Annotated in this window: 15 protein-coding genes and 1 riboswitch; of the genes, 5 read left to right on the top strand and 10 right to left on the bottom strand. The window is 71.3% G+C overall.

Annotated features, from left to right (window positions below; translation table 11 throughout):
* Window positions 1-238: 238 nt before the first annotated feature.
* On the top strand, window positions 239-976 hold the full coding sequence (locus ABT070_RS04925; protein WP_351754748.1) for a lysophospholipid acyltransferase family protein: 738 nt from the start codon (window positions 239-241) through the stop codon (window positions 974-976).
* A gap of 163 nt (window positions 977-1,139) precedes the next feature.
* Here ABT070_RS04925 and ABT070_RS04920 read toward each other — a convergent pair whose 3' ends face one another.
* The 8 genes from ABT070_RS04920 to ABT070_RS04885 form a co-directional block, all read right to left on the bottom strand.
* Window positions 1,140-2,672 (bottom strand): alpha/beta hydrolase, encoded by a 1,533-nt coding sequence (locus tag ABT070_RS04920; RefSeq protein ID WP_451100717.1) that lies wholly within the window; start codon window positions 2,670-2,672, stop codon window positions 1,140-1,142.
* 186 nt (window positions 2,673-2,858) lie between these two features.
* Complete coding sequence (locus ABT070_RS04915) at window positions 2,859-3,617, bottom strand: urease accessory protein UreD (RefSeq protein ID WP_351754744.1); 759 nt, start codon at window positions 3,615-3,617, stop codon at window positions 2,859-2,861.
* A gap of 1 nt (window position 3,618) precedes the next feature.
* Entirely contained in the window at window positions 3,619-4,296 is a 678-nt protein-coding gene (gene ureG / locus ABT070_RS04910) for an urease accessory protein UreG (RefSeq protein WP_351754741.1), read from the bottom strand.
* Between the two features lie 189 nt (window positions 4,297-4,485).
* Window positions 4,486-5,160 carry an urease accessory protein UreF gene (locus ABT070_RS04905; protein WP_351754739.1) on the bottom strand — a complete coding sequence of 225 codons (675 nt, stop codon included), beginning with the start codon at window positions 5,158-5,160 and terminating at the stop codon, window positions 4,486-4,488.
* Between the two features lie 32 nt (window positions 5,161-5,192).
* Window positions 5,193-6,914: an urease subunit alpha gene (locus ABT070_RS04900; RefSeq protein WP_351754738.1), complete on the bottom strand. Its 1,722-nt coding sequence runs from the start codon at window positions 6,912-6,914 to the stop codon at window positions 5,193-5,195.
* Window positions 6,907-7,218 carry an urease subunit beta gene (locus tag ABT070_RS04895; RefSeq protein ID WP_351754736.1) on the bottom strand — a complete coding sequence of 104 codons (312 nt, stop codon included), beginning with the start codon at window positions 7,216-7,218 and terminating at the stop codon, window positions 6,907-6,909. Before ABT070_RS04895 ends, ABT070_RS04900 begins: the two co-directional genes overlap by 8 nt.
* 10 nt (window positions 7,219-7,228) lie before the next feature.
* Window positions 7,229-7,531, bottom strand: coding sequence for an urease subunit gamma (locus ABT070_RS04890; protein WP_028808600.1), 303 nt, complete (start codon window positions 7,529-7,531; stop codon window positions 7,229-7,231).
* Window positions 7,532-7,663: 132 nt separating this feature from the next.
* Window positions 7,664-8,293: a TetR/AcrR family transcriptional regulator gene (locus ABT070_RS04885; RefSeq protein WP_351754732.1), complete on the bottom strand. Its 630-nt coding sequence runs from the start codon at window positions 8,291-8,293 to the stop codon at window positions 7,664-7,666.
* 135 nt (window positions 8,294-8,428) lie between these two features.
* Between ABT070_RS04885 and ABT070_RS04880 the strand changes: the two genes are divergently transcribed.
* Entirely contained in the window at window positions 8,429-9,418 is a 990-nt protein-coding gene (locus ABT070_RS04880; protein WP_351754729.1) for an ABC transporter permease, read from the top strand.
* A 164-nt stretch (window positions 9,419-9,582) separates the two neighbouring features.
* Here the strand turns inward: ABT070_RS04880 and ABT070_RS04875 are convergent, their stop codons facing one another.
* Entirely contained in the window at window positions 9,583-9,861 is a 279-nt protein-coding gene (locus ABT070_RS04875; protein WP_351754727.1) for a type II toxin-antitoxin system Phd/YefM family antitoxin, read from the bottom strand.
* Between the two features lie 74 nt (window positions 9,862-9,935).
* On the opposite strand from ABT070_RS04875, the gene ABT070_RS04870 reads away from it, so the two are divergent.
* The 3 genes from ABT070_RS04870 (at window position 9,936) to ABT070_RS04860 (ending at window position 11,915) form a co-directional block, all read left to right on the top strand.
* Window positions 9,936-10,571: an ATP-dependent Clp protease proteolytic subunit gene (locus ABT070_RS04870; RefSeq protein WP_351754725.1), complete on the top strand. Its 636-nt coding sequence runs from the start codon at window positions 9,936-9,938 to the stop codon at window positions 10,569-10,571.
* A 7-nt stretch (window positions 10,572-10,578) separates the two neighbouring features.
* Window positions 10,579-10,884 (top strand): hypothetical protein, encoded by a 306-nt coding sequence (locus tag ABT070_RS04865; RefSeq protein ID WP_351754722.1) that lies wholly within the window; start codon window positions 10,579-10,581, stop codon window positions 10,882-10,884.
* 383 nt (window positions 10,885-11,267) lie between these two features.
* A riboswitch (cyclic di-AMP (ydaO/yuaA leader) is annotated at window positions 11,268-11,438 on the top strand.
* A gap of 3 nt (window positions 11,439-11,441) precedes the next feature.
* Complete coding sequence (locus tag ABT070_RS04860) at window positions 11,442-11,915, top strand: C40 family peptidase (RefSeq protein WP_171395903.1); 474 nt, start codon at window positions 11,442-11,444, stop codon at window positions 11,913-11,915.
* Between the two features lie 58 nt (window positions 11,916-11,973).
* Here ABT070_RS04860 and ABT070_RS04855 read toward each other — a convergent pair whose 3' ends face one another.
* Entirely contained in the window at window positions 11,974-12,456 is a 483-nt protein-coding gene (locus tag ABT070_RS04855) for an ATP-binding protein (protein ID WP_351754719.1), read from the bottom strand.
* Between the last annotated feature and the right edge of the window lie 200 nt (window positions 12,457-12,656).

Raw genomic sequence — 12,656 nt, 5'->3', positions numbered from 1 at the left:
GTTGATGAAGATCCGTCGCAGGCGGTGGGACATCCGCGACGTCTCGCCCTCGGCGGATGTGAGAACCGACACGGTTGCGGCAAGATCCGTGGAGATTCGACGAAAAAGCGCCGCGGGCGCCTCCCGAAGGCGCCACGATCGCCGACCGGGCCTCCCAGCGGCTTGCTGCGCACCCTCCGGGAGCAGCACCCTGGTCAGGCGGCCATCCCGCCGATCCGCCGGAGTGAGGAGCGACCCCTTGTTCTACTACGTGCTCAAGTACGTCTTGCTGGGCCCCCTGCTGAGACTGGTCTTCCGACCGCGGATCGAAGGCCTCGAGCACGTACCGGAGTCGGGACCCGCGATCGTCGCCGGGAACCATCTGTCGTTCTCGGACCACTTCCTGATGCCCGCGATCCTCAAACGCCGCATCACCTTCCTCGCGAAGGCCGAGTACTTCACGGGCCCCGGCATCAAGGGCCGGTTGACCGCGGCCTTCTTCCGCAGCGCGGGCCAGATCCCGGTCGACCGCTCCGGCAAGGAGGCCGGCCAGGCCGCGATCCGCGAGGGCCTCGGCGTGCTGAGCAAGGACGAACTGCTCGGCATCTACCCGGAGGGCACCCGCTCCCACGACGGCCGCCTGTACAAGGGCAAGGTCGGGGTGGCCGTGATGGCGCTCAGGGCTCAGGTCCCCGTCATCCCCTGCGCGATGATCGGCACCTTCGAGGCACAGCCGCCCGGCAAGGTGATCCCGACCCTGCACCCGGTGGCGATCCGCTTCGGCAAGCCCCTCGACTTCTCCCGCTACCTCGGCATGGAGAACGAGAAGGCGGTGCTGCGCGCGATCACCGACGAGATCATGTACGCGATCCTGACGCTGTCCGAGCAGGAGTACGTGGACCAGTACGCGGCCGTGGCCAAGGCGGAGGGGCAGGCGGCGGCCAAGGCGGCGAAGACGGAGAGGGAACGCAGGTTCCCGCGTCTGCCGTCCCGCTGACGTTCCGTCACGAGGGGGTGCGCCGCCGCGGGTGCTCCGGGGCCGACGGTCGTGTCGCCGCCGTCCGGTGGCCGACACCGGCGTTCGGCGGCTGATGTTCCGTCAAGACGCCGGAAGGGCGGCCGGATCGCTCCGGCCGCCCTTCGCTGTCAGACGGGCGGTGCTACGGCTTGGGCGTGGCGTGCGGCGCGCAGGTCACGTCCGCGGTGTCCAGCTTGCCGGTGAGGAGGTAGGCGTCCACCCGCGCGTTGATGCAGGTGTTCACCAGGCCGGTCACTCCGTGGGAGCCGGCGTCCTTCTCGGTGATCAGACGGGATCCCTTGAAGCGCTTGTGCAGTTCGACGGCACCCTCGTACGGGGTGGCCGCGTCGTCCGTGGACTGCACGATGAGCACCTGCGGCAGGCCCTTGTGGGTCTTGACGTCCACCGGCGTCTGCTGCTTGACCGGCCAGTAGGCGCACGGCAGGTTCATCCACGCGTTGGCCCAGGTCATGAACGGGTAGTCCTTGTTGAGCCGCGTGTTGTCGCTGTTCCACTTCCGCCAGCTGGTCGGCCACTTGGCGTCGGTGCACTCGACGGCGGTGTAGACGGCGTTGCCGTTCTCCGAGGAGATGTTGCCCGCCGTGTCGGTCAGGTCCGGCGCGGCCGCGTCGACGAGCGCCTGGGTGTCTCCCGCGAAGTACTTGCTGAAGATCGTGGCGACCGGGATCCACGAGGAGTCGTAGTACGGGGCGCTCTGGAAGAAGGAGATCAGCTCGGCCGGGCCGACGATCCCGCCGATGGGGTTCTTCTTCGCGGTGGCGCGCAGTTCGAGCCACTTGGCCTGGACGGCGGCACGGGTGGTGCCGAGGTGGAAGGTGGCGTCGTTGGCGGCGACCCAGTCCTGCCAGTCCTTCCAGCGGCCCTCGAAGGCGACGTCCTGGTCGAGGTTGGCCTCGTACCAGATCTTCTCGCGGGAGGGGTTGACCACGCTGTCGACGATCATGCGGCGCAGGTGGCCGGGGAACATGGTGCCGTAGACGGCGCCGATGTAGGTGCCGTAGGAGACGCCCAGGAAGTTGAGCTTCTTCTCGCCCAGGGCGGCGCGGATCACGTCCAGGTCGCGGACGGTGTTCGGGGTGGTCATCTGCGCCAGCACGGCCTTGCCGCTGCGCTCGGCGCACCCGTCCGCGTACTCACGGGCGAGCTTGATCTGGGCGAGCTTGTCGGCCTCGCTGTCCGGGACCGGGTCGGCCTTCGGCGCCTTGACGAACTCCTGCGGGTCGATGCAGGAGATGGCGGCGGAGTGGCCGACGCCGCGCGGGTCGAAGCCCACGAAGTCGTAGGCCTTCGCCACGTTGGTCCAGACGGGGGCCTTGGTGGTGACGCGGCGCGGGAAGCGCAGGCCCGAACCGCCGGGGCCGCCGGGGTTGTAGACGAGCGCGCCCTGGCGCTCCTGGGCCGTGCCCGTGTTGCCGATGCGGTCGACGGCGAGCTTGATCTGCTTGCCGTTCGGCTTGGCGTAGTCGAGCGGCACGGTGACCCAGCCGCACTGGATCGGCTTCTCCAGGCCCCAGTCGGCGGGGCAGTCCTGCCAGTCGATGCCGGCCTTGCCGGCGCGCTCCGCGGCGATCGCGGCGCCACGCGCCTCCCGGTCCTGGCCCGGACGGCCGCTGGTCGCGCTGGCCGTGGGCGCCGCGAAAGCGCCGGCGAGCATCGTCGCGGCGACGAGCACGCCGGCCGATCCGAGCGCCGTGGTGCGCTTGTTCGGTCGTATGTCCTTCAAGTGGGAACTCCCCTACCTGGTGATGGCGGCAGAGGGATCCTCGCGGCTGTGAGGCACCTGAGAAAAGGTGTCGTTGACCTTCTTTGCCAATCCGATAACCGGAAAGTGATGTACCGCTCACCGGATGTCGACATCGGCGAGCGCCTCGTCCAACGCCCGCCGCAGCAGCAGCGCGTCGGGCGCGACGGCGGTGACGAGAGCGGCGGGGCCGGCCAGCGGCATGACCCTGGCGTGCTCGCCGACACTGCGGGCCGCCGTGGGCGTCTCGAGGAACTCCGGCCGTACGACGACGAGTTGCCCCACGGCACGATACCCCGCGAGGACGGCGGGCCCGTCCCAGCCGCCGGGCGCGCCGGTCCCGCAGGCCAGTTCCTGATCGAGGACGACCCGCCCGGCGACCCGCACGGTGAGTCGGCTGGTCAGTCTCCCCGGCTCCTCCCCCACCCGGCCGAGCACCTGCTCCTCGCGCAGCACGAGCCGGGCGCCGGACCCGAGCTCGACCCGCGTGGTGACGAACAGTTCGCTCCCCTTGGCCGAGATCAACTGCTCGGGCAGCCAGCGCAGTTCGCCGCCGTCGGCGACCGTGAGGCGTACGTCGTAGTGGGCCTCGCCCTTCGCCTGCCCGGGCAGGGCGATGGTCGCGGCGGCCGAACCGACCTGCAGCCGGGCGCCGCTCGCGACGTCGGCCTCGACGGCGAAGCGGTCACCGCCGAGAGGTCCGCTCATCGCGCCGACGAGCAGGACGCGTGCCTCGCCGTCGGCGCCCCGGGTGCGCCGCAGGGCGAGCGGCCCGTCGCTCTCGAGGACGGGCAGGGAGGTCCCGCCGCGTCCGTCGGCCCTCGCCCCGATCCGTGCGGTGGCGTGCACTCCGCTCATGTCACGCCGTCCAGGCGGCGAACTGCGCCCGCACCCACGCGGCGACGTCCGTGACGCCGACCTCGCTCCGCAACGACTGGAAGACGACCGGGAGTTCGGCCCGCTGAGCCTTGGCGTCGGCGGCCATCCGGGCGAGGTCGGAGCCGACGTACGGCGCGAGGTCGGTCTTGTTGACGACGAGCAGATCGGCGGTGGTGACACCGGGCCCGCCCTTGCGCGGGATGTCGTCCCCGCCGGCGACGTCGATGACGAAGATCTGCGCGTCCACGAGGCCCTTGGAGAAGGTGGCGGTGAGGTTGTCCCCACCGGACTCCACGAGGATCAGGTCCAGCGGCCCGGCCTCGTCCTCCAGATCCTCCACGGCCTCGAGGTTGGCGGAGATGTCGTCCCGGATCGCGGTGTGCGGACAGGCGCCCGTCTCGACGGCGGTGATCCGCTCGGGCGGCAGCACGGCCTCCCGCAGCAGGAACTCGGCGTCCTCGCGCGTGTAGATGTCATTGGTGACGACGGCGAGGGACAGTTCGTCACGCAGCGCCCGGCAGAGCGCGGCGACGGTGGCGGTCTTGCCGGAACCGACGGGACCGCCGAGTCCGATACGGAGGGCGCGCCGCGAGCCGTCCGTACGGTGCGCGTCGGCACCGACGGCGGCCGGCCCGTGGGGGGTGTGGTCGAGATGCATGACTACGGCTCCTCAAGTCAGCCCGTCCGGAGTCCGAGGACGAGGCCCGTCCAGGGCCGAACGGGGTCCGGGGGCAGAACCCCCGGGGTCGGGGTCGGGAAGGGGCGGCGGGGGCGGCTGGGCGACGGGACGACGGGGACGGCTGGACCGCGCGACGACGGGACGACGGGGACGGCTGGACGACGGACGCTAGGAGGCGAACAGCCGTACCGGCCAGGCGGCGTGCACCTCCGCCCCGATCTCCAGCAACGGCGCCGACGCCGCCGGCAGCACGTCGACGCCCTTCGTCGGCACCGCCGCCCCGCAGGACACCGCCCGGTCGACCACCCGGTCCAGCTGGGGCGCCAGCCGGGCCAGCACCGCCGTGGCCTCGAACGGGTCGAGGCTCAGCAGCCGCACCACGGCCGTCGCCGGTCCGCTCACGCTCTCGTAGACCGAGCAGTAGGCCGCGTCCTCGGCCCCGAGCCCGGCCGCCCGCGCGGTCAGCCCCAACACCACGGGCTGGTGGGCACCCTTGGGGAACTCGCTTGCCAGGGCGTCGAGTTCGGTGCTCGGCCAGGCCGCCCGGGCGGCCCGCATCAGTTGCCGGCCCAGCTTCCTGGCGGTCAGCCGCAGCGCCGGGGACGGGGTGCGGGCGTCCGCCGCCGCGTCCAGCTCCACCGGGTCGGCCCCGGCCGCGGCGGCGGCCGCCAGCGCCGCCGTCACCAGCCCGGTGGTGTGCAGCCTCCCGCGGAGGAAGGTCTCCAGGGTCGTCGCGCCGGTGATCCGGCCCGCCTTGACGGCCTCCTCCGCCCCGCCGGAGTGCGCGTGCCCTCCGGCGGGGAAACGGCCGTCGGCCAGGACGAGCAGTGCTGCCCTTGTCACATCGATGTCCTCAGAACCGGGTCAGAACCACGTCAGAACAGGAAGTAGCGCTGCGCCATGGGCAGTTCGGCGGCCGGAGTCGCCTCGACCAGCTCGCCGTCGATGTGCACGGCGAAGCTGTCGGGGTCGACCTGGACGCGCGGCCGGGCGTCGTTCTCCCGCATGTCCGCCTTGGTCACCCCGCGCGTGGAGTCGATGGCGACGAACCTCTTGCCCAGCTGCAGACGCTCCGGCAGCCCGTCCTCGATCGCGAGCGGCGCCACGAAGTTGAACGAGTTCGACGCGGGTGCCCGGCCGATCGCGCCGTACATCGGACGCGGCAGAATCGGCTGCGGCGTCGGGATCGAGGCGTTGGCGTCGCCCATCTGCGCGTACGCGATCTGTCCGCCCTTGATGACGAGGTGCGGCTTGACGCCGAAGAACGCCGGCTCCCACAGCACGAGGTCGGCGAGCTTGCCGCTCTCGACGGAGCCGATCTCGCGGGCCAGTCCCTGGGCCAGCGCGGGGTTGATCGTGTACTTGGCGATGTAGCGGCGCACCCGGTGGTTGTCCGCCCGGCCGTCGCCCGGCAGGGAGCCCCTGCGCCGCTTCATGACGTGCGCCGTCTGCCAGGTCCGCAGGACGACCTCGCCGACCCTGCCCATGGCCTGCGCGTCGGAGGAGATGATCGAGATCGCCCCGAGGTCGTGCAGCACGTCCTCGGCCCCGATCGTCGACGGCCTGATTCGAGACTCGGCGAAGGCCAGGTCCTCGGGGACCGCCGGGTTGAGGTGATGGCACACCATCAGCATGTCGAGGTGTTCCTCGGCGGTGTTCACCGTGTACGGCCGCGTCGGATTGGTCGAGCTCGGCAGCACGTGCGGCTCGGAGACCACGGTCATGATGTCCGGCGCGTGCCCGCCACCCGCACCCTCGGTGTGGTAGGCGTGGATGCCGCGTCCGGCGATCGCGGCGAGCGTGTCGCCGACGAACCCGGCCTCGTTGAGGGTGTCCGTGTGGATCGCGACCTGGATGCCCGTCCGGTCGGCGACGGTGAGCGAGGCGTCGATGACGGCCGGCGTCGAGCCCCAGTCCTCGTGCAGCTTCAGGCCGAGCGCCCCGCCCCGGATCTGCGACAGCATCGCGTCCTGCGACACGGTGTTGCCCTTGCCGAGGAAGCCGATGTTCAGCGGGTACTGCTCCATCGCCTCCAGCATCCGCGCGAGGTGCCAGGGGCCGGGCGTGACGGTGGTCGCCTTCGAGCCCTCGGCCGGTCCGGTGCCGCCGCCGACCAGTGTGGTGACACCGGCGGACAGCGCCTCGTCGGCGATCTGCGGGCAGATGAAGTGGACGTGCGCGTCGACCGCGCCGGCCGTCAGGATCCGTCCGTTGCCGGCGATGATCTCGGTCTCCGGGCCGATGACCAGGTCCGGGTGGACCCCGTCCATCGTGTCGGGGTTGCCGGCCTTGCCGATCCCGGTGATGCGCCCGTCGCGGATGCCGACGTCGGCCTTCACCACCCCCCAGTGGTCGACGACGACCGCGCCCGTGATGACGGTGTCGGGGGTGCCCTCCGCGCGTGTGGCGCGGGACTGTCCCATGGACTCACGGATGACCTTGCCGCCGCCGAAGACCGCCTCGTCACCGGCGAGTCCGGGGCCGCCGCAGCGGTCCTCCTCGATCTCGATCAGCAGGTCGGTGTCGGCGAGCCGGATGCGGTCGCCGGTCGTCGGGCCGAACAGGTCGGCGTACGCGGCACGCGAGATCTCAGGCATCGAGGGCACCTCCGGTCTCCCCGCGCAGACCGGGCACGACCCGGGCGCCGGCGAGGGGGACGAGTTCGACGTCGACGGGGATTCCGGGCTCGAAGCGCACGGCGGTGCCGGCGGCGACGTTCAGCCGCCGGCCGCGGGCGGCGGCGCGGTCGAACTCCAGGCCGGGGTTGGCCTCGGCGAAGTGGTAGTGGGAGCCGACCTGGACGGGCCGGTCGGCGGCGTTGAGGACGGTGAGCCGGGTGACCTCGCGGCCCTCGTTGCAGACGACCGGGTCCGCCGCGAACAGGATCTCTCCGGGAATCATCGAGGCCCTCTCAGACGATCGGGTCGTGGACGGTGACGAGCTTGGTGCCGTCCGGGAAGGTGGCCTCGACCTGGACGTCGTGGATCATCTCGGGGATGCCCTCCATGACGTCGTCGCGGGTGAGCAGCTTGCGGCCGGAGGACATGAGCTCGGCCACCGTACGGCCGTCACGCGCCCCTTCGAGGATGTGCGACGTGATGAGGGCCACGGCCTCCGGGTGGTTGAGCCTGAGCCCGCGGGCCCGGCGCTTCTCGGCTACGTCGGCCGCCACGTGGATCAGCAGCCTCTCCTGCTCGTGCGGGGTCAGTTGCACGTCCCACCTCACATCCTCGCTCCGGACCGTGCGGGGCCCGGTTGCCGCGGCCACGGGGCAAAGACCCAGGTGGCATGGATCGGCAGGCTAGTTGGACCGCATTTCGAGCAAGTTAACCGAGCTGTGGTCGATTCAGGCCCCCGAGAGCGGGGCCGACACGCTCATCAACGCGCGCAGCCCGTCCCGCAGCACCTCGACCGGAGCGGGCCCGAACAGCGACTGCTGGACGAGGAAGCCCAGGACGACGGCGATCATGGTGCGGGCCACATGGTCGGGCGCCACGTCGGACCGCATCATCCCGGCCTCCTGGTAGGCGACCACGATCCGCCCCCACGCCTCGCGCACCCCGCTGTAGCCCTCCCTCAGGATCGCCGCCAGCTCCGGGTTGCGCAGTGTCTCCGTCCACACCTGGATCACCAGGCGGGGGAAGGCCGGCAGCCCGTCGACGGTCAGGTACTCCCGGGAGGTGTGGACCCGGCCGAAGACCGAGGAGACCAGGATGTCGGGCGCCGGTGGCGGAATGTGCCGGCCCTCCTCCTCGAAGCTCTCGCGGACCTCGTCGAGCACCTCTCCGACGATCGCGGCGATGAGCTCCTCCTTGCCGCTGAAGTAGCGGTACACCGCCCCGGCGGAGAGGTCGACCTCCTTCAGCACGTCCTGCATGGACGTGGCGTGGAAGCCGTTGCGGGCGAAGCACACCGACGCGCCGTCGAGGATCTGCCGGCGGCGGGCGTCGAGGTGTGCCTGGGATACACGGGCCATGGTCACAAAGTAAAACGAACATTCCTTCTTGACAAGACGCCGGTCCGGCGGGACGGTGTCGTCGTACCTAAAACGAACGATCCTTCTTTTTACCGCGCACGCCGACCCGTCCCACCGCTTCCAGGGGGAGCCCCCATGTCCGCCACCCGGCGCCTGATCGCCGTCGTCCTGCTCGTTCCGACCCTCGCCGCCGTCGCCCTCTGGGCCTTCGCCTGGCCGGCCGCCCGCACCGCGCCCCGCGACCTGCCGATCGGCGTGGCCGGCCCGCCCGCCGCGACCGCACAGCTGGAGGGGCAGCTGACCCGGCACCAGGGAGCCTTCGAGATCCACCACTACGCCGACGGGACGGCCGCCCGGGACGCTGTGAAGGACCGGACCGTATACGGCGCGGTGGTCGTCACGGCCGAGGGGCCCGAGCTGCTGACCGCCTCGGCCGCGAGCCCGCTGGTGGCCCAGCTGCTCCAGCAGGCGGTCGCCGAGCCGGCGGCCGCCTCGGGCACCCGGGTGAAGACGGTGGACGTGGTGGCGGCGCCGGCCGCCGACCCGCGTGGTTCGGCCCTCGGCGCGAGCGTGCTGCCGCTGGCCCTCGCCGGGATCGCGGCGGGCGCGGTGGCGTCCCTGCTGGGCCTGCGCGGGGTCCGCGCCGTGCTCGCGCTGGTCGGCGCCGCCGCCCTGGTCGGGCTGGTCGCGGCGGCGCTGGCGCACAGCTGGCTCGGGGTGCTCACCGGTGACTGGTGGGCGGAGGCGGCGGTGCTGGGGCTGTCGACGCTGGCGGTGAGCGCGGCGGTGGCGGGCTGTGCCGCGCTGCTCGGCACACCGGGCATCGGAGTCGTGTCGTTCCTGGTGATGTTCCTCGGGAACCCGTTCTCCGGGGCCGCCTCGGCGCCGCGGATGCTGCCGGAGCCGGTCGGGGCGATCGGCCAGTGGCTGCCGCCGGGCGCCGGGACGACCCTGCTGCGCTCGGTGTCGTTCTTCGACGGAGCGGCGGCGACCGGCCCCGCGCTCACATTGGTCTGGTGGGCCGCGCTGGGCCTCGGGGCGGTACTGCTGGGCGCTCAGCTGAAGCCGGGACCGAGCCGGGCCGAGCCGCCCGCCGAGGCACGGCGGCCCGCGCTCGTCGCCTGACCGGCGCTCGTCGCACGAACCGCGCTCGTCGCCTCATCGGCGCTCGTCGCCCGACCCGTTCCGAGGCCGGACCTTCCACAGGGCCGTGCGCCCCCGACTCCGGGGCTGCACGGCCTTTCTGGTGCCCGGCGCTTCCGGGCCCGGCCCCAGAGCCCTGGCGTGCCCTACGACGGATTCGGTCCCCGGTACTCCGCCGTGACCCCGAACCGATGCTGTTCGCGGGGAGCGGACGCGACCTCGCGCACGGTCGTGACCGAGCTGATCACCGGCTCCTCCGCGGCCCTGTCGAGTTCGTCGAGTCGCTCCAGGTCGGCGGCGGAGACGAGGGCGACGAGAGGCTTGCCGTGGCGTGTCACGACGACACGCTCACCGCCGTACACCACGCGGTTGATCAGGTCGGCGAGTTCAGCCCTGGCTTGCGTCACCGGAATCTCGTAGGCCATGACCCCATTCTAACGTCACGTACGTCCTGTACATTTTTTACAGATGCCGTCAGACGCAGAAGGAGGGGGCTCCGATGAACCGACCGTCCGCCCGCCATGTACTGCCCGAGTTCACCGAGCGCACGAGCTTCGGGCACCGGACCGTCGACCCGTACTCGAAGCTGCTGGAGGAGCGGATCGTCTTCCTGGGGACGCCGATCGACGACATCTCGGCGAACGACGTGACGGCCATGTTCATGTACCTCGAGCACAAGGACCCGGACCGGGACATCGCGCTGTACATCAACTCCCCCGGCGGCTCCTTCAGCGCGATGACGGCCCTCTACGACACCATCCGCTTCGTCACCTGCGACGTCGGGACGACCTGCCTGGGCCGGGCGGATTCGACCGCCGCGGTGCTGCTCGCCGCGGGCACGCCGGGCAAGCGGTACGCACTGCCGGGCGCGCGGATGACGATCCGCCAGCCGTCCCCGCCCGAGCCCTTCGAGGGACGGGCCAGCGACCTGGCCGTACGGGCCGAGGAGCTGGCACGCACCCGCGCGGGCCTGGAGGAGATGCTCGTACGGCACACCGGACGGACGCCGGAGCAGGTGGCCGCGGACATCGAGCGGGACAGGTTCCTCACCGCCCAGGAGGCCGTGGAGTACGGCCTGGTGGACGGGATCGTCCCCGGCCGCAGGGCCTCGGCCGGCGCGTCCGGCGGGAGGTGAGCCGCCGATGGTGCCCGAGCTGCCGCCGCTGCCCGCACTGACCCGCGCGGAGGCCGAGCTGATCGACGGTTACCTCGACGTGGTCGACATGCTCGGCCGGATCAACCCGGCCCACCACGGCGACACCTACCGCGGACTGCGCGCCGCCCAGGCGCTGGTGACCAAGGCGGCCGCGCTGCGCGACGCGCTGACGCTGATGCACCAGCGGGGCGAGAGCGAGCTGCACGCGCCGACGCTCGCGCGGGCGCTGCGCGTCCTGGACGGAGAGCGCCGCACCGCGCGTGTCACGCTGCCCCCGCTCTCCGACAGTTGACCCGAGTGGCCCACCTCCGGTCCGGACCGCTCACGCCCGGGACGTGACGACCGGACCGGAGTCGAAACGGCCCAGAAGAGGTACCCCCGTTCAGCGGAGCGTCTACTGCTCCCCCGGACCCTCCGAGGTTGCGCAAAAGGGCGCTCTTCGGGCGGAACAGCGGACTCCACCGCTGGTGGGAGGCCTTGAGGCGCCTTGACACCTGATCCCCCATCAGGGTGTCCACCCGAACGGGTGAGTGGTGAGTAACCCCACAAATCCCCGGTTCCGTTGGGATTTTCGGACATCGGTGAGCCAAGATCCCTGACTGACGACAAGCCCCCGCCACAAGCGGCGGGGCGGTCCGGGCGGACGCCGAGTCCTGCCGCCGCACGGATGACCGGTCGACAGGAGTGCATCGGCAGGAGTGGAGGACCCAAGCACGACGGGTCGCCGGAACGGTCACGCCATGACCGGGCCGAGCAGCCCTTGGGGTGAAGCCGCAGCAGCGGCCGGGCAACTTCGCCAGCCCGAATCCGACAGGTCATCCTTCACAGGCGGCTGACGAAGGGTTGCGCATGACTGCGCTCAATCGTGTCCCGTCGCTCATGGCCCGGGCCGGTACGGCCTCGGCTTTCGCCATCGCCGCCGTGGGCGGCTCCGTCGTGGTCCCGGGGCTCGCCCCCGACGCCGCGGCCGCCACACCGGCGACGAAGGCGCTCCAGATCGCGGCCTCGAAGAAGGGTGCCCCGTACAAGTACGGCGCCACCGGACCGAAGAGGTTCGACTGCTCGGGGCTCACGCTGTACTCGTTCAAGAAGGCGGGCAAGAGCCTGCCCCGCACGGCGGCCCAGCAGTACAACAAGACGAAGCACATCTCGTCGTCCAGCCGCAAGGCGGGCGACCTCGTGTTCTTCCACTCGGGCTCGAACGTGTACCACGTCGGGATCTACGCGGGTAAGGGCAAGATCTGGCACTCGCCGAAGACCGGCGACGTGGTGAAGCTCCAGAAGATCTGGACCAAGAGCGTCTGGTACGGGCGGGTCCGCTAGGGCCTGCCAGGGTCACGGGCTGGTTTTCCCGGGGCGGTGGGGGCGTCCTGACGCGCCTTCAACGCCCCGGGAGCTCACCCTCCGCCGGGGCCGTCAGAGCTCCGGCCACCGGCTCCGTCGCCGGGACGGCCCACGGGAGCTCGACGGTGACCGTCTTGCCGCCCTCCCGGGTGGGCCGCACTCTCAGCCTGCCGCCGCACTCCGCGGTGAGCCAGCGAATGATCACCATGCCTCGGCCGTTGTCCTGCTGGACGGCGGCCGGCAGTCGTTTGGGGAAGCGCGGGTGGCTGTCGGTGACCCCGACGCGCAGGTGTTCGTCACGGTCGAGGACCAGGTCCACCGTGAAGGTGGGTGACTGCCCGAAGGTGTGCTGTACGGCGTTGGTGGCGAGTTCCGAGACGATGAGCCGGATGGCGTCGGCCGCCTCCGTGTCCGCCGGAAGACCCCATTCCCCCAGGACGTCGGCCACGAAGCCGCGGGCCGTGGACACCGAGGCGGGATCGCTCGGCAGAGTGACGGATGCTTCCAGGTGATCTGCCATGGCGACGTCGTCCCTTTCCCACGGGACCGGGAGCCCGACACGGTGCGGATGGTTCGAGTACGGTCCCGGACTGGTGCTTCTTCGCCAGACTGCCATTACCGCGCCGGTCACGGGTGGGATCCACCAAGATATGCATATATCTGTCGCCCAATGCGGTGAACTCTGCGACGGCAGAGCGTATTTGGTCGGCCCGATAGGAG

Source organism: Streptomyces sp. NPDC002884 (genome assembly GCF_040295245.1).
Taxonomy (GTDB): domain Bacteria; phylum Actinomycetota; class Actinomycetes; order Streptomycetales; family Streptomycetaceae; genus Streptomyces.
The sequence above is the reverse complement of the archived record's forward strand: the minus strand, read 5'-3'. Positions and strand labels throughout refer to the sequence as shown.

Bases quoted from the DNA above. Each gene is read 5' to 3' on its own strand.
- ABT070_RS04920 (WP_451100717.1), bottom strand. From the start codon at position 2,672: ATGCTCGCCGGCGCTTTCGCGGCGCCCACGGCCAGCGCGACCAGCGGC.
- ABT070_RS04915 (WP_351754744.1), bottom strand. From the start codon at position 3,617: ATGAGCGGAGTGCACGCCACCGCACGGATCGGGGCGAGGGCCGACGGA.
- ureG (WP_351754741.1), bottom strand. From the start codon at position 4,296: ATGCATCTCGACCACACCCCCCACGGGCCGGCCGCCGTCGGTGCCGAC.
- ABT070_RS04900 (WP_351754738.1), bottom strand. From the start codon at position 6,914: ATGCCTGAGATCTCGCGTGCCGCGTACGCCGACCTGTTCGGCCCGACG.
- ABT070_RS04895 (WP_351754736.1), bottom strand. From the start codon at position 7,218: ATGATTCCCGGAGAGATCCTGTTCGCGGCGGACCCGGTCGTCTGCAAC.
- ABT070_RS04885 (WP_351754732.1), bottom strand. From the start codon at position 8,293: ATGGCCCGTGTATCCCAGGCACACCTCGACGCCCGCCGCCGGCAGATC.
- ABT070_RS04880 (WP_351754729.1), top strand. From the start codon at position 8,429: ATGTCCGCCACCCGGCGCCTGATCGCCGTCGTCCTGCTCGTTCCGACC.
- ABT070_RS04875 (WP_351754727.1), bottom strand. From the start codon at position 9,861: ATGGCCTACGAGATTCCGGTGACGCAAGCCAGGGCTGAACTCGCCGAC.
- ABT070_RS04870 (WP_351754725.1), top strand. From the start codon at position 9,936: ATGAACCGACCGTCCGCCCGCCATGTACTGCCCGAGTTCACCGAGCGC.
- ABT070_RS04865 (WP_351754722.1), top strand. From the start codon at position 10,579: ATGGTGCCCGAGCTGCCGCCGCTGCCCGCACTGACCCGCGCGGAGGCC.
- ABT070_RS04860 (WP_171395903.1), top strand. From the start codon at position 11,442: ATGACTGCGCTCAATCGTGTCCCGTCGCTCATGGCCCGGGCCGGTACG.
- ABT070_RS04855 (WP_351754719.1), bottom strand. From the start codon at position 12,456: ATGGCAGATCACCTGGAAGCATCCGTCACTCTGCCGAGCGATCCCGCC.